Genomic DNA, 22,841 nt, shown 5'->3' on the forward strand with positions numbered 1-22,841 from the left:
AATCCCGGAATTTAGGACGGGTTCCCGTGTTGAGGAACCCGTTTTTAAATCCTTGCTAGAACCACTCGGCCGATTTCTCATCCTCCTTTTTCTCCACATCAATTTCTAAGGTCTCCATTCCACGAATGGCGTCCCGGATCAGACGCTCCATGTCCATCCCGGATTTTTCCTCCACACGCTCCACCACTTTCGCTTTCGGCTTCGTCCTGGGGCTTTTTGGGGTAAAGATGGTGCAACAATCTTCATAAGGGAGAATGGAGGTTTCATAGGTGCCTATCCGCCTAGCCTGGTCGATGATCTCCGTTTTATCCATCGCGATCAGTGGACGCAGGATGGGCAGATGGGCGACTTGATTAATCGTGTACAGGCTGTCCAGAGTCTGGCTGGCCACCTGACCCAGGCTCTCCCCTGTGGCCAATGCCTTCGCCCCCATTTCGTCCGCCACCCGTTCAGCAATTCGCATCATATAGCGCCGCATGATGGTAATCAAGAGGTCATCAGGGCAGGTGCGGCGAATCTCGGTTTGTATCTCCGTAAACGGGACGATATGAAGGCGCATTTTCCCTCCCCATACGGAAAGGATGCGCACCAGGGAAATCACCTTCTCCTTCGCTTGCTCACTGGTGAAAGGGAAGCTATGAAAATGGATCGCCTCCACCGTTACACCTCTTTTTAGCATATACCATCCTGCCACCGGACTATCGATCCCGCCGGATAAAAGGAGCAAAACCTTTCCGTTGATTCCAACGGGGTACCCCCCCGCGCCGGGAATCACCTCTCCCAATACATAAGTTCCCTCTTTCCTTACTTCAATCTTAATTTCCAAATCAGGATGGTGAACATCTACCCATTTTTCACTCGTATGGGCCAAAAGATATCCTCCAACATGTTGGGGGATTTCCATCGAGTTCAAGGGAAAACTTCGGTCGGTTCTCCGAGCCGATACCTTAAAGCTTTTTGCCTGGGGGGTCCTCTCCAAGATGGAAAGGGCCGCTTCTTTTATTTGGCTTAATTCATTTTCCACCCGTATGCTTGGGCTAAAGGAGATGATCCCAAACACCTTTTTTAAACGGGAGGTCACTTCTTCGACAGGAGTTCCATGTAATTCCACATAGAGGCGGCCAAAGGTGCTCTTTAAGGAGACATCGGGTAAATCATGCAAAGACTTGCGAATGTTCCGCCGCAATTGTTCTTCAAAAAGCCGCCTGTTTTTCCCCTTTAACGCCAACTCCCCCAAGCGAATCAGGATCGTATCGATCTTCATCTCTTCCCTCCCAGCATCTTCACCATAAAAGGAAGTTTCCTCTTTAAGATCTCTATCGCCTTCTCGATCTCTTCATCTCGATTCATCAAAGAAAGGCTGAGGCGGATGCTGGCCAACCCCCTCTCCTTCGTCAATCCCATCGCCTTCAGCACATGGCTCATCTCTTCCTGCCTGCTGGAACAGGCAGACCGTGTAGAGACATACATTCCTTCCTCTTCTAAAGCATGGAGGAGGGTCTCCCCCTTCAACGGCGGGAGACTGAAGTTTAAAATATGGGGGGCTCCGTTCGCAGGACTATTGATCATAAGCCCGGGAATGGTTAAAAGGGCCTCACACAAACGTTTCTTCCATTCCTCCGCCTTTTGAACAAAACCGGCCTTCTTTTCTAAACTTAACCGCATGGCTTTTACCAATGCGATGATGCCGGGCACATTTACCGTTCCGGGGCGAAGCCCCATCTCTTGGCCGCCCCCTAAAAGAACGGGAGAAAGACGAACCTTTTTATTTTTATACAAAAGGCCTGTCCCCTTGGGGCCGTGAAATTTATGACCGGATAGTGAAAGGAGATCAATTCCCCATCCCTTGATGTCTAACGGGAGCTTTCCAAAGGCTTGGACCGCATCCACATGAAAGAGGACTTTCGGATATGGTTTAAGAAGCTCTCCGATTTTCGCAACAGGTTGGATGCTCCCCACCTCATTATTGACATACATCATGCTGAGTAAGATGGTTCCATCGGTGAGGGATCTTTTTACATCTTCCAGGGAGACTTCCCCTTTTTCCGAGACGGGTAAATAAGTAACCTGAAAGCCCTCCTTCTCAAGCTGCTTAAAGACCCGGAGAACAGATGGATGCTCAATCGAGGTGGTTACCACGTGTCTCCCTCGCTCCCTGTTTGCATGGGCGGAGCCATAGATGGCTAAATTATTGCTCTCCGTACCCCCGGAGGTAAAGACGATCTCTTCGGGAAGGACAGAAAGAAGGCTTGAAGCCGTCTCCCTCGCCTTCTCCAGCATCTTCCCCGCTCGTATTCCGAGGGGATGGAGGGATTCCGAATTGGCATAAAACTCCTCCATCGCCCTGGCATAGGTTTCAATCACCTCAGGGTAAGGACGTGTCGTAGCGCTATTATCCAAGTAAATCTCCATATCGAATCACCGCTCCCATCATACCACAGAGACCGCCTATAAAAAAACCCTGTACGGGCCTTCCATGCGAAAGATTCCCGTACAGGGGGTATCTAGGTGAAGAACGGAACAATAAAAAGGGCGATGATGATGGAGAGGGCGCCAATTCCCATAGCCCACATTCCCAGGCCTACACTTCCCCGCCTGTAGGCAAAAAAACCGGTGATGATTCCCGCCGCTCCGAGAACAACGGGCCAGAAAAGGAGAGAGAGAAGGGAAAGAACCAAAGCCGTAATCCCTAATCCGACTCCTCCCCTTTCTTCTTCCTCATCTCGCTCGATCCCAACCGGCCTTGAAGGAGCGAGACGCTCCGTTGAACCGGGAGGAGCAAGCTCCGCGCCTACCTCCGCATCGTTTGTCCCAAACTCTCTTTCCCGCTCATCCCTTTCCTCCCGGGAAGCCCTCACATTGACCGGATTGGGGGTAAAAGCAGGGTTGGGGTTGGTCACCGTATAGGAAGGCGCAGGCACATCCTCTTCGTCGCGATCTACCCCTGCATCATCTGCTCCATGAAGAGCCTCCGTCTTTTTCCTCTCTTCCTCCAACCTGATCCCTCACTTTCCTAGATTTACAGCGGATTTTGGTTTAAAGGTATGGCAACACGTATCGGAAGACGTCCGGCATAGGTCGTGATGTTGCGAATCATACCCAATGTCCCCGATTTCAGCATCAAATTTCTTTTTAGCATGTCGGTCAATCTCCACCATGATGATGTCCGCAGTGCAGTTGTTCCCTGCCGACCAGTAGGTGCAATTGGAGACACTACATTTGACGTCAGGCATTTCCATCCCTCCTTATTCTTAAGATGAGTTAATCTTCTCCACCTATCCCTGTTAAATTCTGAGAAATCCTCCATCCGGTAAGGGGTGAGTTTTAAACCGGAGAAAGGTGAGAAAAAGAAAAAGATGGTTCTGACCTATTCGGTCAGCCCATCTTCTAGAATAGCTCCAAACAGCAAACTTTACTCCTGGTACTTCACGCTAGACGAAAGACGATCCCATACCCGCCTTCAGGGTATTCCCATTTAATGTTCTGATAAGGGCAACCAATCCGGCAACTTCCGCACTCATGACATCCTTCATACCCGACGTGCATCCGTGTCCCTTCCCATTTATATACTTCAGCCGGACAGAAAATGGTGCAAAGTTTATCCGGACATTTGGTCGCGCAGATCTCCGGATCGAGGACGGTAAGGTGGCTCTTGTCCGACGCCTTAAAGCGGGTCAGATATTGCTTTTCCTCCAAGGTGGTATCCAGCTTGCTCATTTCATCACCCTCCAAGCCCTATACAAATCGCTAGCCGCAGCAAGCATGCTCTTTTTCCCCAAGACCGCAGAGATCATCTTCTTCTGTTTTTCCCGTTTCGGAACGCCATCCACGGTAAAGAACTGGCTCATGGCTTTATTAATTCCCGGGAGATATTCCTTAAAGTATTGGGGATACTTCTCAAAGGTATGGGCAGCATCTTTATATTTCTTTAAGTCTTGGCCGATGAAGCTCTCCATTACTTTCTTCCGGTAGGTGTCCAGCATATTCTCGGAGAAGTCTCCCGCCTGTTTCGCCAGGATCACGGTTTCGGCGGCCAGACGTCCCGAGGTCATCGCCATATTGGAACCTTCCCTATGAATTCCATTTACAAATTGGGCGGCATCCCCTACAACTAGCACCCCATTGCCTACAATCTTTGGAATCGAATGATATCCCCCCTCCGGGATCAGGTGAGCCAGATATTCCTGCGGTTCTCCATCTTTGATGAGAGGGCGAATCATGGGATGTTTTTTCAGACGGTCAAGAAGGTCGTAAGGACGAAGCTTCTCCCGAATAAGTCCGGACAGAAGCGTCCCTACCCCCAGACTAACACTCTCTTTATTGGTGTAGAGAAAGGCGGTTCCCAGAATGCCGTGGGTAGCATCGCCAAAGATTTCGTAGGTTACCCCTTGGTTCTTTTCCACGTTAAAACGTTCCTCTATCTTCTCCGCAGGGAGGTTGATCACCTCCATCACGGCAAGGGCTACCTCATCGGGGCGAAACTCTTTATGAAAACCAAGCTGTTTGGCGAGGAGAGAATTGACCCCGTCGGCCAGAATCACCACGTCGGCATAAACCTCTCCCTCCGGGCGATCCGTCCTTACCCCTATGACCCGGTTATCCTCAACGAGAACTTCCGTGACCACGGTTTCCGTAATGAGAAGAGCTCCCTGTTCCACCGCTTTATTGGCATACCATTGATCAAACTTCGCCCGGAAGACGGAGAAGCAGTTATACGGCTCCTGGGCAAATTCCAACCCTTTATATCCCACGGTGACGGCCGATTCCTTATCCATGATCATGAAACGTTGCTCCACGATGGGCCGCTCCAGGGGAGCTTCCTTCCAAAATTCAGGGATGATCTCTTCCATCTGTTTCCGATAGAGGATGCCTCCCATCACGTTCTTCGCCCCGGGGTATTCGCCTCTCTCAATCAAAATGACGTTTAATCCCGCTTTTGCCATCTCATACGCCGCCGAGGTTCCAGCCGGCCCCGCACCGACCACAATCGCATCAAATTTTTCAGGCATGTTGAACCACCCCGTATAATCTAGTTTTAAGTTCCTCAATCAGTTTCGGGACGATTTCGAAAGCATCTCCCACGATTCCATAGGTGGCCACATCAAAGATCGGCGCGTTGGGATCTTTATTAATTGCAATAATCATTCCCGAGTTTTGCATCCCCACGATATGTTGAACCGCACCGGAGATGCCGATGGCGATATAAATTTTAGGGGTTACCGTAATCCCCGTCTGTCCAATTTGATGGGGATGGGATATCCAACCTGCTTCCACCACATCCCGCGTGGCCCCCACACCGGCTCCCAGAACTTCCGCGAGTTGGTGCACCAATTGGAACCCTTTTTCATCACCCAATCCTTTTCCTCCGGCCACGATGATATCCGCTTCTTCCAGATTCGCCTTCTTATTCGATTCAAGGATGATATCGATGATCTTGGTATGAATCTCCTCTTCTTTCACATCCACCTCTTCCCGAATGATCCGTCCCTGGCGGGAATAATCGGGCTCTAACGCCTTCATCACTTTCGGACGAACGGTTGCCATCTGGGGACGGTTTGTCTTGCACAGAATCGTGGCCATGATGTTTCCGCCAAACGCCGGACGGCTTGCTTCCAAAAGGCGCTCCTCCACATTGATATCGAGGATGGTGGTGTCGGCGGTAAGACCGGTCTTAAGATCGGTGGCCACTGCACTGGCGAGGTCCTTGCCATTCGTGGTAGCTCCAAAGAGGACAATTTCCGGTTTATATTTCTCCGCCACATGGAGAAACGCTTTCATAAAAGGTTCTGTCCTGTAATGATGATAGATCGGCGCGTCTACCACATAGACGAGATCTGCCCCATAGGCAAATAGGGTAGGGGCGAGTCCCTCCACTTGATCTCCAATCAGTATACCGGCTAATTCCACTCCCAGCTTATCGGCTAAAGTTCGTCCTGCCCCGAGAAGCTCCAGGGAGACGGGCTCTACCTTACTCCCCTTCGCCTCTATGAAAACCCAGACCCCCCGATACTGTGCCAACAACTCTTGTATTCTCTGTTTCTCTAATTCCCGCTGGCGTTTCTTCTCTTCCATCGCATCCATTTCTTCTCCCTCCCTCTCCTAGGCCCGTTTTTTAATCCATTCGGGACGTTGCAATAGAATCTCCGTTAATTCTTTCACTTGATTCTCCACAGGTCCTTCCAGTTTCTTTCCACCGGTTGGCTTAGGCGGCGGAAAGATTCTTCCCACGACCGTGGGGGAACCTTTAAGTCCAAGCTGATTACGATCAATTCCCTCCAGGTCGTTAACGGACCAGATGACCGGCTGATACCGAGCCGCCCTAATCATGTTGGGTAAAGAAGCCCGTGACACCTTGTTAATCGATTTATCGACGGTGATAAGCGCAGGTAGGGTGGATTCTAAAATCTCATATCCTCCTTCTATTTTACGATGAACACGAATCTTTTTCTTCTCCACATCGATTTCTTCCACTTTCAGGATGCCTGTAAGCGGCGGAATATCAAGCCTGCGGGCAATCCCCGGTCCGACTTGTCCTGTGTCGCCGTCGATGGTCATCTTCCCTGTAATCACCAGATCGATGGGTTCATATTCCCTGGCGATCTTCTCGATCGCTTGGGATAAGGCGTAGGAAGTAGCCAGCGTATCGGCGCCGGCAAAGGCTCTGTCCGAAATCATAAATCCCCGATCGGCCCCCAATTGGACACAATGGCGCATGGTAGCAACCGCCTGAGGGGGACCCATCGTTAAAACGCTTACCGTCCCCCCATACCTCTTCTTCAGGCGCACGGCTTCCTCCACCGCATGGGTGTCATCCGGGTTGGTAATCGCAGTGGTGCTGCGACGGTCCAATGTATGCGTTACCGGGTCAAGCTTCGCATTTTTTGTATCCGGTACCTGCTTGACACAGACCAGAATGTGCATGTTTCCACTCCCCTTTCTCTTTACACTATTTCCACGTTTGAAATGATATTATTCTTAATAATATTGGGAAAAATCTCTCTTACTTCATTATACCAGCTAACAGGAAGAATTTCACCCCCATTTGCGATAAATTTCACAAAGAAAATTTTCCATCGCTCCCATCGATTATGAATGCCCATAATAAAAAGCGCCGGAGAAAGACCCCCGGTGCAAGATATCTTGACGATCCAATCTTCGATTCGTTCACTTCAAACCAAGTCCGGTACCATGGAGATCTCCCCATGATCGTACCCTACATTTAGGGTGATTACTCTCTTACGAGCTCTACAACGTCTCCGTTTTTCAACCCCGCCGCGTTTGCCTCGTCTATATCTACATGGAAATCAAGCGCATACGAAGGAGAGACCCTGGCAATCACTTCGTCAAAGATGAGGCTGCGCTCTCCGGTGGTGCGAAGGCGGATCTTTTCCTTATCTTTCACTCCAAATCTTTCCGCGTCCTGGGGGGAGAAGTGGACATGCCGTTTTGCCACGATCACCCCTTTTTCCAGCTGCAATTCCCCTTTCGGTCCGATCACCGTAATACCGGGAGTCCCCTCTATATCTCCCGACATGCGAATGACAGCCGGGACTCCCAGAATGAATGAATCGGTGATGGAGATCTCCACTTGGCTTGCTCCCCGGACGGGACCCAAGATGCGCATCTTTTGTTCTCCTTTTGGTCCACGAACGATCACCGTTTCATTGGCGGCAAATTGTCCCGGCTGCGACAACGCCTTCATCACCGTGAGCTGAAAACCTTCCCCAAAGAGATAGGCCAGGTGCTCAGGGGATAAGTGGATATGACGGTTCGATACTCCAACCGGTATTTTTAGTTCCATGTATGTTCCCTCCACGTTCTTTTTCCCCATTATTTTACTCCTCCGAATGGAATCCGACAACCCATCCTGTGATCTTACATTGGGAAGAGGGATGAACTTCTCTCTTCTTCCGGTTCGTATGGAGGAGGGACATTCACCTTTTCCCCGGCCTTGAATAGGATAGAATGTAGACCAATCTTTGTTCACCCATCTACCCGGAACCGTAGACTTCCGATTTTTTCTCCCCATGGGGGAGATTTTTTTTAGACTCGTGTCCGCCTAAAAAGACTTGTCGGCGGGATACTCCTATCTTTTCCCACATAAAATATGGTAAACTAGACAGTAGACATAGATAGGAGGAGAGAGCTTGTCCCAAGGCTATAAGATGGTTCTCATCGATTTAGACGGAACAACCCTGACGGATGACAAAAGAATCACCGCCAGGACTCAGAAGATCTTGGAACACTTGGACGCGCATGGAATACCGGTGGTGATCGCCACCGGCAGGGCGATATACTCCATCCGGGATCTCTTCCGACACATTTCCCTCCGGTCGCCGGTCATCGCGTTAAACGGATCGATCATCTATAAAGGAGTCCGCGGCAACGTTTGGGAGTATGAGGAATTTGGAAACGAGCTGTTAACCGAAATCCTTGATACGTTGAAGAAGCGTACTGAGATTGAGAACATTCTCCTCGAAGGAATTGGAGAATATTATGTAAAAAAATATGATCAAGAAATCGAGGAAACCTTCGTCCATTACCGCCACACCCTCCCCATCGAGTTCCATTCGGAAAAAGTGCCGGAATCGGTAACCAATCTCCTCATCCTCCCCAGAGAAAAGAAGGATGAGATCCATGATTGGTTGAATGAGAGGTTAGCGGGGAAAATCAAGATGATTAAAACCTCCTGGCACTGGTTGGAGGGGATGCGGGAATATGTGAATAAGGGAAGTGCCATGAAAAAAGTGGCCGATCTCTACAGGATCCCTCTCCATCAGGTGGTTGCGTTCGGGGATGAGTGGAATGATCTGGAGATGCTGGAAGAGGCGGGTCTGTCCATCGCCATGGAAAACGGCAGCGAGGAAGCAAAGGCAAGAGCGGATCTGATCGCCCCCTCCAACGACCGGGAAGGCGTCGCCGTGATGCTGGAGGAGATTTTTGCCGATCTGCTCGTGGAGACAAAATACGCTTAAGAATCCTTTCTATTTTTTCAATAAGAGATCCAAATCCCCTTTCCAGACCTTCTCATCCAAGATGATTTGGAAAGAGATGCGACGATTCTTCCGCAAGTCCTCCGGGGAATCCCCTTCCACCACAGGGTGAAACTCCGAATATCCTGTGGCCGCCAGATACTTGGCGAACTGAGACCTTCCCAAAGTGGGATTGGAAGAGAGCATCTCTTTCACCACCGCCACCGCCCGTTCGGTGGATAGGCTCCAGTTATCATAAGGAATCTTATCGGTATGCCCCTCTATCAAGATCATATAGATATATCGGCGATACTCCTCCTTTTCCAGCACCTTCTGCAAGGCAACCGAGATCTTATGAGCCACCCTCTTCCCCGATTCGCTCAATTCAGCGCTGGCAGATGGAAAGAGAATATTCCCTTCTATGGCGATGCTGTTGTTCGGTCCTCGGCTTACCTGATCTTTCCCTACCATCTTCTCCAATTCCAGTTGAAGGAGGTCGGTGATCTCCTCTTTTACTTGGCTCACCTTCCCAATCTCTTTTGTGATTCTCAAATTCTCATAGGCATCATAGATGCTTTGGATGAAGGCGATCACCGTCAAAAAGAGCATCACCAAAAAAAAGGCGGTCATCATGTCGGTGAAGGAAGGCCAGTAGCCGGTCTCCTCCGTTGCGAAATTCCCTCGCATTCTCCTCATCTGCTCTCTCCCTCATCCCTCTATCTTTCCTCATAAAACTCCCGCTCGCCCCGGACAGGCATTCCCCTGCCTTCGATCACCCGCGTCTCCGACCTGCGCAGGGTGTTGCGTCCCGTCTCATAGATGGCCTCCACCAATTGTCGTATTTCATGGGCAAAGCGATGGGACTGGTAAAACTCCCTTTCCAGAAGGACCCGTACCGACTCCATCTCCCGGGTCATCTCCCGCACACCCTTCAGGTCGTCCCGCACGGCCGACTCCCTCTCCCTGAAATGTTCCCGGGTGAGAGTGGTCATCGCCTCTCGGCGGAATCGTTCCAAGAAGTCTTGGAAGCTGCGGTCCAGATTTTCTATGCTGCGGGTAAACTCCTCCGCAGTTCTGGGCAGGGCAGGGAGGCGTTCGATGAGATAACGGTGGCTCTCCAGATTCTTCTGTCCCACCTCCTGCTGTTGCCTTAAAATGCGACCCAGTTCACCGAAGATCTGCTCCATTCCCTGGACCAACCCTCGCATCTCTTGCTGGGCCGCCTGTCTCTGTTTTTCAAAGACCTGATCGACCTGCCGGATGATTCCTTCATGGATTCCCTGCAGACGCCGCCGATCCTCTTCCCGGATGGCTTGAAACTCCCTTTTTAATCCATCCCATTCCTCCTGTTTTTTTTCCCCATCCTTCATCATGATTTGAATCCAGTTTTCCAACGAAGAGTAGCTCTCCCTGTTCTTCTCTCCCACTTCTCCGATGGCGCGGCGCAAGGCTTCTACTACTTGGGAGATACGGTTCATCTGTGAGGAGAGGTCCAGGTGATTGGTGACCAGAGCCTGAACCGTCCTCTCCATCTCTTCACCGAAACGAAGAAGTCCCTCCGCCCCATTTTCAAAGGAGGATATGATTTTCCCTTCTTGGGCGATCAATCGGTTAACCTCTTCCACATTTTCAGCCACTTTGCCGGTCATCTCGATAATGCTCTCTCCAAAGCGGGAAATCGACTGGGAGAAACTCTCCTTTATCCGGTCGACGAAGCGGTCCATCAACCCTTCGAAGCTTCCCTTTGGCTTTAGGCTGTCTACATAGGAGCGGTAATGATTATCGAGAAAATTCTCGCACTCGCTGAGAAATTGATCCCGAAGAGCTTGTGGGTTCGGAGCGATCCCTCCGCCCAGCCAGCCGGAGCTTAAACCGGTTAAGAGGAAGGAGGAGCCGAGGCCCACGATACTGGTGAGAAAGGCGAAACTCATTCCTTCAAAGGGATGGCTAATGGAAGTGATGATTTGAGAGACGAGGGGCGTCCCGCTCTGAGAGGTGAAATTGGATAAGATGGTTTGCATGCTGTAAATGGAAGAGGTGAGCCCGATAAAGGTTCCCAATAATCCCAACATCACCATCCCCCCGTTAAGGAAGGAAAAGAAACGTTCCCATCCCCCTGCGAAAACGGGAAAAATTCCCAACACTCGAATGGCTAAGCGGTGGTAGTGCCGTTCCACCAGCGCCTGGGTATTGATCTCTTCCACCCCTTTAAGACGCTGTTGTTTATACTCCCCCATCACCTCCAAAAGGAGAGGATGAGTAGATCCATAGGGCCGGCTCTCCCACTCCTTCTCTCTTCCCTCCAAATTTCGCAAGGAGGAGAGCAACTCCTGCAGATGGCCGCTTAACTGCCAATTCCCGACTAACCCCATCAGAAAGAGGAAGAACGTCCCTCCTGCAAAGGAAAAAAATAGAGGACTCATCCACATCTTGATCGATCCCTCCTTCAGCCTCCTAATACATATGTGGGAGGAAGACAAAATATGGATTGTCCTGCGAAAAAGAGAAGCATCCGCCTCTCATGATGATCATCGGTTAAATCGTTTCGATCAAATAGATGTAGAGGGTTCTACGCAAGCATTCTTTCTTTCGGATACCCTCATCATGATGAGACCTGCCCATAAGATCGATATCCCGGAGACGATGAAAAGGGAGGGAAAACCGGTTCGATCAACAACCCAACCAAACAGCGGAGGCGAGAGGATCGCTGCGAGGGAGGAAAAGAAATAATAGAACCCGGTGTAGGTTCCCACCTGCCTCTCGTTCGTGAAGCTAACCACCATGGGATAGGAATTGATGGTAAAAAGGGCGTTTAGAATCCCCGCCACGGGGAGGAGGATTTGGATCAACGTAAAATTATGTACAGAGGAAAAGAGAAGGATGAGAAGCCCCAGGAGAAGTGCTCCGGTTGTCATCGTCTTCCGTTTGCCGATGCGCGCACCGATCCAACCTGCGGGAAGGGAAAAGATCAAAAAAGAGAGGGCATAAAATCCCAAGGTAAAAGAGGATGTCCCTTCAGGAATGCCTAAAACAAGCTTGGCATAACGGGTAAAGAAGGTTTCTACGGCGCCAAAACCTGCGATCATGAAGAAAATGGCCAGCAGGGTGAAGAGGGGGACTTTCTCTTTCGCCGACACTAACCTGCCCAGAGAGCGAAATAGAGGCTCTCCCCTCCGGGTCTCCTTCTCTTTCCTATAGGCGGCCACAGGCTCCCGGATGGTGAAGAAGAGAAGGAAAGGAATGAGGAGAGAGAGAATCCCGACTAAGAGGAAAGGAGAAGAGGGTTCCATGTTGTAGAGCTGGGATCCGAGAAAAAACATAATAAGCGCCCCCAAACCACCCATAAAGTTAATAATCCCGTTCGCTTCGCTTCTCCTCGCTTCCGGCACGATATCCGGCATGAGGGCGACAACGGGGGAACGGTAGAGGGCGACGATGATGGTAAAAACCAAATCCATGGCCAATAGCCCAAAAATGGTAGGCAGCGTCGCCATATGAGGGAGAAGGATGTAGAGGAGCCCTGCGAGTGGCATCCCAATCACGATATAAGGCATCCGCCTTCCCAACCGGGTATACGTACGATCGCTCAAAGCCCCGATGATGGGGAGAAAAATAAGGTTAGCTGCATTATCCCACACCATCACAAACCCGATAAAAGTGTTACTGTCGGTATATCGCCCTAAGAAGATCGGCATATACGAGTTATAGGCGGCCCAGACCATTGAAATGACCATGAAGCCGGTCCCCAGTATAAAGATTTTCCCAAATTGAAGCCGCTCTCTCATCGCTTTTTCTCCTCGTTAATCAGGATAATAAAAGAAAGACATAAAAAAACATACTTTCTGTTTTATTGTATCATTCTAATATGAATAAATCGTAAGTTTTTGATCTCTTTTTTGTAAAAAAATCGGGGAATTCATTAATAAATGTGCAGCAAAAAAGGCCAAGCTCATCTCCGCTTGGCCCAAATCGTGATCCAAAAGGGATCGGACTATCCTACAATCTTCACCACCACACCACCCTCCACATAGAGGGTCACTTCTTCTCCAATCCGCAGGTCTCCAATTCCTTTCACCGCTCCATTGATGCGAACCTCCGCCTTGGGATCCAGTTTTAAAACCAGATTTTGACCGTTCTCCAGTCGGAGTGTCAAGCTCCCCGTCCCATTCGTCCCCACCAGGATCATGCTCTGAATCTCACCCTTATACACGATCTGCGGGTGAGAGAGAAGATCGATCCTCTTAACCAAACCGTCAAAGGTGGTGATCTCCACCGTATCCCCTTCTTTCACATCGGTAAAGCTTTTCTCCTTTCCTCCTTCAAAAACGGAAAACTGGTGAGCCAGGCCATAGGCTTTGTACACCTCTTGACCTACGCTTAAACGGATCGAGCCGCTTTGGGAGGAATCAGGTGCTTTCGTCTGTGCGACAATCCCTTTTTGTTTGGCCACGACCCCATATACCTTAATTTCCGTCACCAGCTGATCCTTTACCTTAATCTCCGCCCTCTGGTTAAGCTTAAGATCGGTCAGATGAAGGGCAAGGCCATCTGTCTTTACCACCGTCTCCCTCGTCAGGGTGAAGGTCTTATTGACGGCTCCCAAGTCAAGTTTTAATACCCCGTCTGCGGTCGCGGTCGGCAGAGTTAATTCATCGATGCTTCCCTTAACATCGACCTCTCCCCCCGTCTCATCGGAAGAGCCGTTCGAACGAAGATCGACTAAGAGGACGGAGCCGTCCTTATCGTAAATGACGGTGACCCAGTATCCTGCTTTGAGCTCGCCGTTGGTAATCAAATGCCCGTCCAGATAAAGATAAGCATCTTCATCCAGATTCACCGTGACGAGATCGCCATTCGCCTTCTTTACCACGAAGGAGTTGGCATCGGGAGCCACCAAGTAAACATTCCCCTGCACGCCAGAGATCACCCCTTCGTCGAGCCAGTCCATCCGGTCCAAAAGTGTGGCCATCTCCGCCCGGGTAACGGGTTTGTTGGGTTGAAAGGTTCCATTGGGGAAACCGGTTACGAGCCCCTTTTCTAGCGCAACCGCCACATAGCCCACCGCTCCGGCTGAAATCTTATGGGCATCCTTAAAGGGGAGGGAAGTATTCATCTTGGCGAGGGCTTCATCTTCATAGCCTAATGCTCGGACCAACAGGGTCGCCACCCATTCCCGGGCCGCCGGTTTTTCAGGCTGGAACTGATCCAAGTTGGCATCGAAAAGCCCCGACTCCAAGGCAACGGCTATGTAGCCTTCCGCCCAGCCATATTTCTGGTCGATCAAACGGGCGTCCCGGAACTGGAGGATCACATCCCCTTTGCTCTTTGCCTCCTCTTCTTTACCCATCAAACGGACGGCGGCCACAACCGCCTCTGCCCGGGTTATCGATCGGTTCGGCATGAAGTAACCTTGCCCATTGCCGATGAAAATCCCTTGCCCAGCCAACTTAATGATGGACTTGATCGCCCACTCCGCTTCCATCTCATCCTTAAAGAAGAATTTCTTCCCCGTAAGTTTACCCCCCTGCTTTAGGGAAAAGCCAACCTTTCCTTTCACATCTTTCTCCCCATGATCCTCATCCTTATTCGAATCTGCGAAAACGGGTTGAGCCAACAAGCCCACCGCTAAAGAAACAGTGAGCACTGTGGTTCCTACTCTTTTCCAAACCATCTTCTCATCTCCCTTATCCATGAATTTATGGCTCCATCATTGAATACGGATGGAGGAGAGATTTGGGGGGGGAATTGAGATCTTAAACGTGATAGAATAGAGGGGAGAAAGAAAAAAGGATCGGAAAGAGATGAACGGAAGTAGGGACAACAAAAAGGTAACAGTAGCCATCATCGGAGGAGGACCTGCGGGAATCTCCTCCGCCATTTGGTGTAAACGGTTAGGAATGGTGCCCCTCCTCTTCGAAGAAAAGGAGAGAATCGGAGGAGCCCTCCATCAAATCCATGGCCCCCTCATCGATTATCCGGGCCGATGGGGAAAAAACGGGGAGGAGTTCCTCCATCATTTGGAGGAACATCTTCACCTGCTGCAAATTCCCGTTCATAACGAGGAGAAAGTGACCTCCCTGGAAATGAGAGATAAAGGGGGAAGCATCACAACCGAGATGGGCCTATACGAAGCGGACTATGTGATTCTTGCCACCGGCACCCGGCCGCGCCGCCTGCATATTCCCGGAGAAGAAGAGATGTTTGCCAGGGGAGAGATCTACTCCACCCATCGGAATCGGGAAGCGCTCCGGGGAAAACGAGTTCTCATCGTGGGCGGAGGAGACCGGGCCGTAGAAACCGCTTTAAACCTCCTTCCCTATGCGGAAGCGATTCATCTCGTTCATCGAAGAGAGCACTTTCGGGCCCGTTCGGAATGGATGGGGAAATTGAGGGAGTCAAAGGTTTTAATCCATACGAATACGCGGCTTAAGGCGATTTTAGGAGAGGGAAAGGTAGAGGGAGCCCTTCTCAGTACTTCTCCTGCCCATGAACAACTCCTCCCCGTAGATGCCGTTCTGATCCGCATTGGGAATGAACCGGTTGTGGAGTTAATCCCTCCTTCATTGCGGAAGGGGAACGGGGCGCCACACGTGGATGAAAACGGGGCAACCCGCCATCCCCGCCTCTTTGCCGTCGGGGATCTGGTTACCCCGCCGCCCTTCTGCAGCATCGCGGTCGCAGTGGGACAGGGAATGCGCGCAGCAAAACAAATTCTGGAACAGGAGAAGGAGATCGAGCAAAGGGAAAGACCGACGTAGATTGGAGTCGTAGCGTATGTAGAAGTTGCAGCCGGCAAATGGACGGGAATGTTCAACCTGCCATAAGGTTGATTGGTTTTATATGTAAGTTTAGATTTCAGCCGGCAAGTTCACAGGAATCTCCAACCTTCGATAGGGCCGGTTCGGTTCGTTACGTAGGTGGGACTTAAACCGGAAAATGTCCGAGCAAAAAAGAAACCAAAAGAGAAAGGATAGAATGGAATGGAACGGTATGAAGACCTTCAAGGTTCTCCCCTCTTCCTCACCTTCACCCCTTCCGAATTCAGAAAACCGGGGCATGTCCTCATCCTCCCCTATTATAAAGGAAATCTCCTTTTTATCCGTCATCGGATAAGGGGCATCGAATTTCCCGGAGGAAAGATCGAACAGGGGGAGACCCCCATGGCCGCGGCAGTCCGGGAAGTGTATGAAGAAGCAGGGGCATCCCTCCGTGAAATTCATCTGATCGGACAGTACATCCTTCCGGCATACCGACCGGAACTGATCAAATCGATCTATGTGGCGACGGTAGAGCAGCTTCTTCCTCTCCCAGGGATGACGGACTCCCTGGGACCGATTCAGTTCGATCCCCTTCCCCTCGATGTGAAAGAAGACCCGCGCTTCAGCCCATACATGAAAGATGCGGTCTACCCTCGTCTCCTCCAAGTTTTGGGGATCACCGCACCCACACCGACGGAAATCTCTTGCCTGGAAGAAGGAGATGCCTAGTTTTCTTCCGAGAAAGTCTTTTCCAAAGCATAGGAAGCGGCCGCCCGACCGGCCAGGTACCCACTGGAGAAAGCAACGGTGATATTATATCCCCCTGTGTGGCCGTGCACATCCATGATCTCACCGGCAAAGTATAACCCCCGAACCAGCTTGGAAGAAAAGGTTTTCGGATCAATCTCTTTGACGCTTACCCCTCCTCCGGTGACAAACGACTCCTCCAGAGAGAGAGTTCCGGTGATGCGGACGGGCCAACCCTTAAGAAAGGAAAGAAGGGTATCCACCTCTTTCCTGGAAAGTTGGGCTCCGACCTTCTCCCCTTCAATCTCTGCATACTGAAGAAAGAGGGGAATCATCCGTTCCGGTAAAAACCCTTTTAATGAATTCTTCACCGTCTTTTTCCCATCATCTTTCACCCTTTTCCATATTTCCCGGGAAAGAATCTCCCCCGTTGACCGGGGAAAAAGATCAATGCGGGCGAGGAGCCTCTCGGAAGGATCCTTCATCAAAGCGCGGGAAACATAGTGGCCCAGCCGGAGGGCGGCAGGGCCGGAGAGTCCAAAATGGGTGAAAAGGAGATCCCCCTCCTGGGTCGTTATCCTCTTCCCATTGTGAACATATAAGGAGATCTCAATCTCCCGGAGGGAGAGTCCTTGGAGCATGCCTTTCCTGATCCACTCCTCATCGGATCGCAAAGGCACCTCGGTGGGATAGAGAGGAGTAATCGTATGTCCAAGCTCTCGGGCCCACTCATATCCGTCACCGGTAGAGCCTGTACGGGGAACCGATTTCCCACCGGTCGCCACGATGACCGCTCTTCCCGGGATGACTTCCCCATCGCGGAGCCGCACTCCCTGAATCGCTCCCTCTTTCGCCAGCACCTGCCCCACCGGCGCTTTGGTGCGCAAGGTGACTCCCCTCTCCCGGATGAAGGCGATGAGACTCTTCGCCACGGTCAAGGCACTGTCCGTCACCGGAAACATCCGCCCATGATCCTCCTCCTTCAAAAGAACCCCTAATCCTTCAAAAAAACGGATAATTTCCCGGTTGCCGAAGGTAGAAAAGGCGGAATACATAAAACGTCCATTCCCTGGGATATTGGCGATAAGGGCGTCGATCTCCTTTGCGTTGGTCACGTTGCATCGCCCGCCCCCAGAGATGATCAACTTCCTTCCCAATTTTTCCCCTTTCTCCAAGAGGAGAACTTTGGCACCCTGTGTAACCGCCCCAACGGCTGCCATCAAGCCGGCGCTCCCTCCCCCCACCACGATCACATCATACAACCGGAATCCCTTCCTTTGCCCTTTCCGTCTGCCCAACCTCCGTTCCGCACATTACGTTCTTTTTAAGAGTTTCCTGAGGCTTCTTCTCGCTTTGCGGAAACGGGGGAGCAGAACCTCCCATGCATAATAGAGAGGTTTGTGGATGATCAGATCAAATTCACCGAGGAACTCGGTAAATTCTCCTCCAAACCCTTTCTTAAACCGGTATAATCCGTACAAAGGATTCTCCGGGGACAGATCTCCCGAAATCCCTCGGAAATCATAAAGCTTGGCTCCGTTTCTCTTCGACCAGCGAATCATTTCCCATTGAATGAGGGCATTCGGCATCAAATTCCGATAGATGTTATCGCTCGCCCCGTACAAATACCAAGCCTTATCCCCAAAAATGAGGAGGATGGCCCCGGAGACGATGATGCCTTCCGGATGTGCGTTCCGTTCCTGGAGGAGGTTTCTTTTTTTCTCTTCCAACTCCTTTAACTTCTCCTCCAAAGAAAGGAGCTGGGACGAAATCTCTCTCTCACCTTCCCCCTCGTCGAGTCGCTCTTTTTTCTTTTCCAATCTCCCTCTATCCTTCAACAGGCGCTCTCTCTCCTCCTCCATCTCCGTCAACGCCTGATCCGAATTATAGCGGGCAAGGAAGAGTTTCATCATCCCCCCCGGGACAAGGGTGTCATACATCTCCTGAAAATAACGGAGGGGGCGGGTGATAAACCCATCCCGTTCGCCGGTCACCTTCATGATCTCCGTGAAGCGAACCAGATCTTCCCGTTTTCCTTCGATGATCTCAATCCCTTTTCTCTCCGCCAGCCGGATGTTATACCGGGTTTTCGGATGAAAGTGCTTAAAGATCTCCTCTTCCGGAGGGGTGATATCCAACCGAAAACAGAAGCGGGGCTGGATTCCGTCGAAATCAAGGGCGAAACCTTTGTGACGGTACCCCAATTCCCCCATCGTCCCAATCAAGTCTTCATGATTCTCCCCGCCGGGAATGGCGTTCCCCTCCGGATCCCGATCCATCCGCTTAACGTCGGGATCGATTTTCACGAAAACGGCCCCCATCTTCTTCGCCATCTTTTTGATCTCACGGGTAAAGGCTTCCAGCAAAGGGCGATCGTAAAAATCGATCACAAACCCCCGCGGGGCATAGAGGATCGGCTTTTTTACCAAAGGAAGGCTGCGGCTTAAAAGCAAGGCACACGCCTTTAATTCCCCCTTCTCCTCAAGGCCCACCCTGTGCATCTTCCATTCATGGAGGCTCTTAAATTCCCCCCATTCGCTGGATTGCAGGACATGCCCTTTCGGATGGGATGCTACAAATTGATTAAACCTGGACTTTTCCACGTTCTCGATAAAGTTCATTCTCTTCCTCTTTCCTCTTCCCAATGTAGTATCGCTCGACTTGTTCACTTACCGTTAAGATGGAGGAAGGCTTGATGAGGAGGATGCTCCCCCTCTTCACCTCCTCTTCCCGGGTCACATCAACCAAAACAAAGTTCATGAAGGGCTTTCCCACAACCTTTAAGGGGCGTCCCTGATAAAAGAAAGTGGGGGGTGGAAAAAAGGCATGGTAGAAGAGACGAAGGAATCCTTTCACTTTTTCCCTCCAATTCCCTTCGACTCTGCTTCGAATCCATCCATACCCATCCTTCGTCCCATAGGGTAATACGGCAAGGCGCATCCTTTGGTTCGCCCTGAAGGAAGCGCCATATCCCACATATTCTCCCTTTGGAACCTGGATGATCTCCAAGACCCTCCCCTTTAACTGATATACCCTGGCGAGTCCAATTCTTTTTTTGGTCGCCACCGGTCCGTAGAGGGCATTACCGATTCGCACCATATTGAAGCGGGCTTCCGGATAGTCGATGGCCATCTCGCTATTGGCCATATGTACGAGGGGGATCTCGAGTCCCTCCTTCTTAAAAGTGGAGAGGGATTCTTGAAAGATCTTTAACTGATGTGCTGCAAAACTCGCATTTTGTGCTAAGGTTACGGCAAAATGAGAATAAACCCCTTCCAGGGTGAGCTCCCTTTTCTCCCGGATAAGGGGAATCCAAGAGGGAATCTCCTGCAGGCGGATGCCGAAGCGGTTCATTCCCGTATTGATCTTCAAATGATAAGAAATACCTCTCCCCAGCAGGACCGCCGTCCCATGGAGGGAGAGGAGATCCTCTTTCTTATCGACGGTAGGGGTGAGGTTATATTGAATGACGGAAAAGGGATCAAAATAGGGGCTTAAGATAAGAATGGGAGCCCGGATCCCCTCTTTCCGGAGCATGATGCCCTCCTCCATAGAGCTCACTCCCAGATAGAACACCTGATGCTCCAGGAAACGGGCCAACTCAACCATCCCTAGCCCATACCCGTTCGCCTTCACCACCGCCATAATCTTCTGCCCAGGCATCTCCGCTTTGATGCGAGATAGGTTCTTAGCGACGGCATTTAGATCGACCTCAAGCCATAACGTTAATTTTTCCGTTTCTTCCACGCGAATGACCCGCCTCTTTGATGGATAAAATTAGTCTAACCATTGTTTGAGTATAACAAACCCAATACCCTTTGGAAACCAAATGGCAAAATCTGCTTCGATATCTTTTTTCATTTTTCACCACGTGTTGATGATCCCCGCTTCTTATACCGTCGATCCGTCCACCGACCATCATGGCTCGTTCCGAATGGGCTCCCTGCCCCTTTTCTTTTGATCCATTCGTTGATGCAATAGCTCCTTCGCCTTCCTCGCATGCTCCACCGCTTCCGTGAAGTTATTGTCCCGATAACTGTTCTCCGCCATCATCAGAAGCTGCCCGATCTGCGGATCCTGATACCTGTAAATATTTAAGTTCCGGATGATCTCTTCCGTCTCTTTCGCATGCTCAATGGTGGTGAGAATCATCTTTTCGGAGGCGGCCACCATCTCCTTCGTCTCCTCCAGTCGATGGGCAATCTTATGGAGATGGATGGGGAGCTGGTCGAATAAAACCTCCGTTCCCAAAATCATCTCTTGGCCTTCTTGAATAAGCCGATATAGTTCTTCTTGTTTTCCCGGCAAAAGGGAGCGATCCAGTTGCTGCCTAAGGAGCAATAGTCGACTTCGCAACCGTTTAATCTCTTGGGAATATACCTCTTCCTCCAGGGAAAGGTGGGAAACGCGCTGATGATAGGCGAAGAGCTGCTCCTCTACCCTCTTAACCTCATTGTATAGGGATTTCGCTCGTTCATAGGCTTCCGCATACTCTTCCCTCTCCATGCAGGATAGAATCTCCTGATATTCCCTTTGCAGAAGATCCAATTCTTTTCGGAGATTTTCCTTTTCGTCGAGGATCGGATCCCCTTCCAATTGATATTTTCGCCGCAATTTTTCTAAGAGATGGAGATCTTCTTGAAAACCTTCCTCCATCTTATTCGTCCTCTCTTCGAATTTCCGGAGAAGAAAGACGATTTGAGAGCGTGCCTCCTGTTCCAAGGTGATGATTTTCTCTCCCTCGTTGAGGAGCATTTTCACTTGCCGGATCCTTTCTTCCAGGGTGGCCAAATCTCCTTCATCCCAGAGGGAGATGAGGGAATTCCAAATCTCTTTTGATTCTTTCAAGATGGCCACCAGTTGTTCATGGTGCCCCACGCTGCCCTGGGAATGTAGTTCTTTTAATTCCTGCTCCAACGCCTTGATCCGGTTGGGCAAAAGTTCCTCCATTTCTTCCACCCAGGCTTCGCTCTTTTCGATGCGCTCGATTAGTTCTCTCATCTCGGTCACACAACGTTCCATCTCCCCTTTTGGAAAGTTTTCCTCTTCTCTTTTCAACCTTTCCTTAAAGGATTTCAGTTTCAACTCCAAGGAGGCAATCAATTCTTTCAGAGAAGAGAGATTGACCCCGAACCGGGAAGAAAGATCGTTTACCGACTTTTTTAGTGAAGAGAGGAGGCGTTCCCCTTCCATGATCGTCAGCGGAATCTCCTTCTCTTTTCTCACCAAACCCTCCTGTGCTTGCTGAAACTGATCCAAGACTTCTCCCATATCCTGTAAAGAATGATCCACATAGTGGAGGATCTCCCCGATGGAGAAAAGGCGATATCGGGAAAGCCTTGCTTCCGCCTCTTTCAGCTCCTCTTCCACCGAAGGAATGAGACGTTCTTTATAATCCTCATAGATTTTTTGCATACTGTTCTTCCGAAGATGGGATCCCTCGTCATGGGTTCGGATGGGGTGGGTTAATTTTAGTTCTTGAAGCCTTTTCTTCAAGGCCTCTTTCCGCTCAATGAGAACCCGGTACCTCGCAATAAGTCTCTTTCGCCACTGTAAATAAACATAGATGAAAAGAGCGATGACGGCGAGGAGGAAAAGCATGAAGGAGAGAGTCCCCCACTGAATCGAAGAGGTTGCTTTCCCTTCCTCCTTACTGCCGGGAGTAGTCGAGGCCGCTTCGGCAGGCGAGTCGAGGGGCGGAACCTTTATGTCATTCTTTATCTCCCTGAGAAAAAAGATAATCCCAGAAATCTTTTCCCCTTGTTTTGCCTGTGGGAGGTAATATCCGTCAATCTTTTCCTTGATCTTTTCCGGGGTAAGCCCCCCTTTTTCCAGGGCGGGACCTGGAGTGACCGAGATTCCCGTTCCTTCAGAGGAAGCAAGGATGAGCATCTCATTTTCTTTTAAACCGTTCGTAGAAAAAACGGTTTTTCCCATTTGGACAAGATCTGCATCCGCCTTGGCGGCCGTGATTAAAACTTTGACCGGAACCGGGAAAGACTTGATCTCCTCCCGCAACCGATCCAGTTCCGCAGGGGAGGTAAGCCCGGTCTCATCCTGAACGGAATCTCCTTTCCACCCTTCTATCCCTTTCGCTTGCCCCTGGGAAGGAGAGAGAAACAGCCCAAGGGCGATCAGGTAAGATAGGATGAGAAAGAAGAAGAAATGTTCTGTTTTCCGGTTTATGCATTGGAGCTTCACAGGCTTTTACCCCTCCCGCCTATTCAGGTACGTCAGTCTCTTTCTATCTCTCCCTATTATAGCAGAATGATAGACAATTTAGCACGAAAAAAGAGGGAAAACGACAGAAAACCCTCTTGATTCCGTTAGATCTCTCTTTTTCCTCGACCGGATTGCCGAACCT

20 protein-coding genes are annotated in these 22,841 nt (G+C 50.4%); 3 read left to right on the forward strand and 17 right to left on the reverse strand.

Annotated features, from left to right (window positions below; translation table 11 throughout):
- Nucleotides 1-55: 55 nt before the first annotated feature.
- From thiI to THEAE_RS0112710, 9 genes are all read right to left on the reverse strand, one after another.
- On the reverse strand, nt 56-1,264 hold the full coding sequence (gene thiI / locus THEAE_RS0112665) for a tRNA uracil 4-sulfurtransferase ThiI (protein WP_028987734.1): 1,209 nt from the start codon (nt 1,262-1,264) through the stop codon (nt 56-58).
- Nucleotides 1,261-2,412, reverse strand: a complete 1,152-nt coding sequence (locus tag THEAE_RS0112670) for a cysteine desulfurase family protein (protein ID WP_028987735.1) — start codon at nt 2,410-2,412, stop codon at nt 1,261-1,263. Before THEAE_RS0112670 ends, thiI begins: the two co-directional genes overlap by 4 nt.
- Before the next feature lie 92 nt (nt 2,413-2,504).
- Complete coding sequence (locus tag THEAE_RS0112675) at nt 2,505-2,996, reverse strand: hypothetical protein (protein WP_052329996.1); 492 nt, start codon at nt 2,994-2,996, stop codon at nt 2,505-2,507.
- A 9-nt stretch (nt 2,997-3,005) separates the two neighbouring features.
- Nucleotides 3,006-3,239: a DUF1540 domain-containing protein gene (locus THEAE_RS0112680; protein ID WP_342665758.1), complete on the reverse strand. Its 234-nt coding sequence runs from the start codon at nt 3,237-3,239 to the stop codon at nt 3,006-3,008.
- A 187-nt stretch (nt 3,240-3,426) separates the two neighbouring features.
- Nucleotides 3,427-3,717, reverse strand: coding sequence for a ferredoxin family protein (locus THEAE_RS0112685; RefSeq protein WP_028987738.1), 291 nt, complete (start codon nt 3,715-3,717; stop codon nt 3,427-3,429).
- The gene (locus THEAE_RS0112690) at nt 3,714-5,009 is read right to left on the reverse strand and encodes an FAD-dependent oxidoreductase (RefSeq protein WP_028987739.1); all 1,296 of its coding nucleotides are present in this window, start codon (nt 5,007-5,009) and stop codon (nt 3,714-3,716) included. The genes THEAE_RS0112685 and THEAE_RS0112690 overlap by 4 nt, the downstream gene beginning before the upstream one ends.
- Nucleotides 5,002-6,072, reverse strand: coding sequence for an electron transfer flavoprotein subunit alpha/FixB family protein (locus tag THEAE_RS0112695; RefSeq protein ID WP_084213654.1), 1,071 nt, complete (start codon nt 6,070-6,072; stop codon nt 5,002-5,004). The genes THEAE_RS0112690 and THEAE_RS0112695 overlap by 8 nt, the downstream gene beginning before the upstream one ends.
- A gap of 27 nt (nt 6,073-6,099) precedes the next feature.
- Entirely contained in the window at nt 6,100-6,921 is an 822-nt protein-coding gene (locus THEAE_RS0112700; RefSeq protein WP_005581942.1) for an electron transfer flavoprotein subunit beta/FixA family protein, read from the reverse strand.
- 307 nt (nt 6,922-7,228) lie between these two features.
- Entirely contained in the window at nt 7,229-7,831 is a 603-nt protein-coding gene (locus tag THEAE_RS0112710; RefSeq protein WP_005581943.1) for a phosphate propanoyltransferase, read from the reverse strand.
- 316 nt (nt 7,832-8,147) lie between these two features.
- On the opposite strand from THEAE_RS0112710, the gene THEAE_RS0112720 reads away from it, so the two are divergent.
- Nucleotides 8,148-8,975: a Cof-type HAD-IIB family hydrolase gene (locus tag THEAE_RS0112720; RefSeq protein ID WP_028987742.1), complete on the forward strand. Its 828-nt coding sequence runs from the start codon at nt 8,148-8,150 to the stop codon at nt 8,973-8,975.
- 9 nt (nt 8,976-8,984) lie between these two features.
- Here THEAE_RS0112720 and THEAE_RS0112725 read toward each other — a convergent pair whose 3' ends face one another.
- The 4 genes from THEAE_RS0112725 to THEAE_RS22150 all read right to left on the reverse strand — a co-directional run bounded on the left by THEAE_RS0112725 (nt 8,985) and on the right by THEAE_RS22150 (nt 14,643).
- Nucleotides 8,985-9,668: an OmpA/MotB family protein gene (locus THEAE_RS0112725; RefSeq protein ID WP_005581945.1), complete on the reverse strand. Its 684-nt coding sequence runs from the start codon at nt 9,666-9,668 to the stop codon at nt 8,985-8,987.
- Nucleotides 9,669-9,688: 20 nt separating this feature from the next.
- Nucleotides 9,689-11,401 carry a coiled-coil domain-containing protein gene (locus tag THEAE_RS0112730; RefSeq protein WP_028987743.1) on the reverse strand — a complete coding sequence of 571 codons (1,713 nt, stop codon included), beginning with the start codon at nt 11,399-11,401 and terminating at the stop codon, nt 9,689-9,691.
- Between the two features lie 120 nt (nt 11,402-11,521).
- Nucleotides 11,522-12,757 carry an MFS transporter gene (locus THEAE_RS0112735; protein ID WP_028987744.1) on the reverse strand — a complete coding sequence of 412 codons (1,236 nt, stop codon included), beginning with the start codon at nt 12,755-12,757 and terminating at the stop codon, nt 11,522-11,524.
- Nucleotides 12,758-12,963: 206 nt separating this feature from the next.
- Nucleotides 12,964-14,643: an S-layer homology domain-containing protein gene (locus THEAE_RS22150; protein WP_169729990.1), complete on the reverse strand. Its 1,680-nt coding sequence runs from the start codon at nt 14,641-14,643 to the stop codon at nt 12,964-12,966.
- A 130-nt stretch (nt 14,644-14,773) separates the two neighbouring features.
- Between THEAE_RS22150 and THEAE_RS0112750 the strand changes: the two genes are divergently transcribed.
- Nucleotides 14,774-15,730, forward strand: a complete 957-nt coding sequence (locus tag THEAE_RS0112750) for an NAD(P)/FAD-dependent oxidoreductase (RefSeq protein WP_028987745.1) — start codon at nt 14,774-14,776, stop codon at nt 15,728-15,730.
- Between the two features lie 222 nt (nt 15,731-15,952).
- The gene (locus THEAE_RS20930) at nt 15,953-16,459 is read left to right on the forward strand and encodes an NUDIX domain-containing protein (RefSeq protein WP_084213546.1); all 507 of its coding nucleotides are present in this window, start codon (nt 15,953-15,955) and stop codon (nt 16,457-16,459) included.
- Here the strand turns inward: THEAE_RS20930 and THEAE_RS0112760 are convergent.
- The 4 genes from THEAE_RS0112760 to THEAE_RS0112775 all read right to left on the reverse strand — a co-directional run bounded on the left by THEAE_RS0112760 (nt 16,456) and on the right by THEAE_RS0112775 (nt 22,678).
- Nucleotides 16,456-17,775 (reverse strand): BaiN/RdsA family NAD(P)/FAD-dependent oxidoreductase, encoded by a 1,320-nt coding sequence (locus THEAE_RS0112760; RefSeq protein WP_281169576.1) that lies wholly within the window; start codon nt 17,773-17,775, stop codon nt 16,456-16,458. The two genes, THEAE_RS20930 and THEAE_RS0112760, sit on opposite strands and share 4 nt — an antisense overlap.
- Nucleotides 17,776-17,790: 15 nt before the next feature.
- Entirely contained in the window at nt 17,791-19,098 is a 1,308-nt protein-coding gene (locus tag THEAE_RS0112765) for a lipid II:glycine glycyltransferase FemX (protein WP_028987747.1), read from the reverse strand.
- Nucleotides 19,061-20,224, reverse strand: a complete 1,164-nt coding sequence (gene alr, locus THEAE_RS0112770) for an alanine racemase (RefSeq protein WP_028987748.1) — start codon at nt 20,222-20,224, stop codon at nt 19,061-19,063. The genes THEAE_RS0112765 and alr overlap by 38 nt, the downstream gene beginning before the upstream one ends.
- Before the next feature lie 171 nt (nt 20,225-20,395).
- Nucleotides 20,396-22,678 carry a septation ring formation regulator EzrA gene (locus THEAE_RS0112775; RefSeq protein ID WP_028987749.1) on the reverse strand — a complete coding sequence of 761 codons (2,283 nt, stop codon included), beginning with the start codon at nt 22,676-22,678 and terminating at the stop codon, nt 20,396-20,398.
- Nucleotides 22,679-22,841 lie beyond the last annotated feature (163 nt).

Origin of the sequence: Thermicanus aegyptius DSM 12793, from assembly GCF_000510645.1 — a bacterium.
Taxonomy (GTDB): domain Bacteria; phylum Bacillota; class Bacilli; order Thermicanales; family Thermicanaceae; genus Thermicanus; species Thermicanus aegyptius.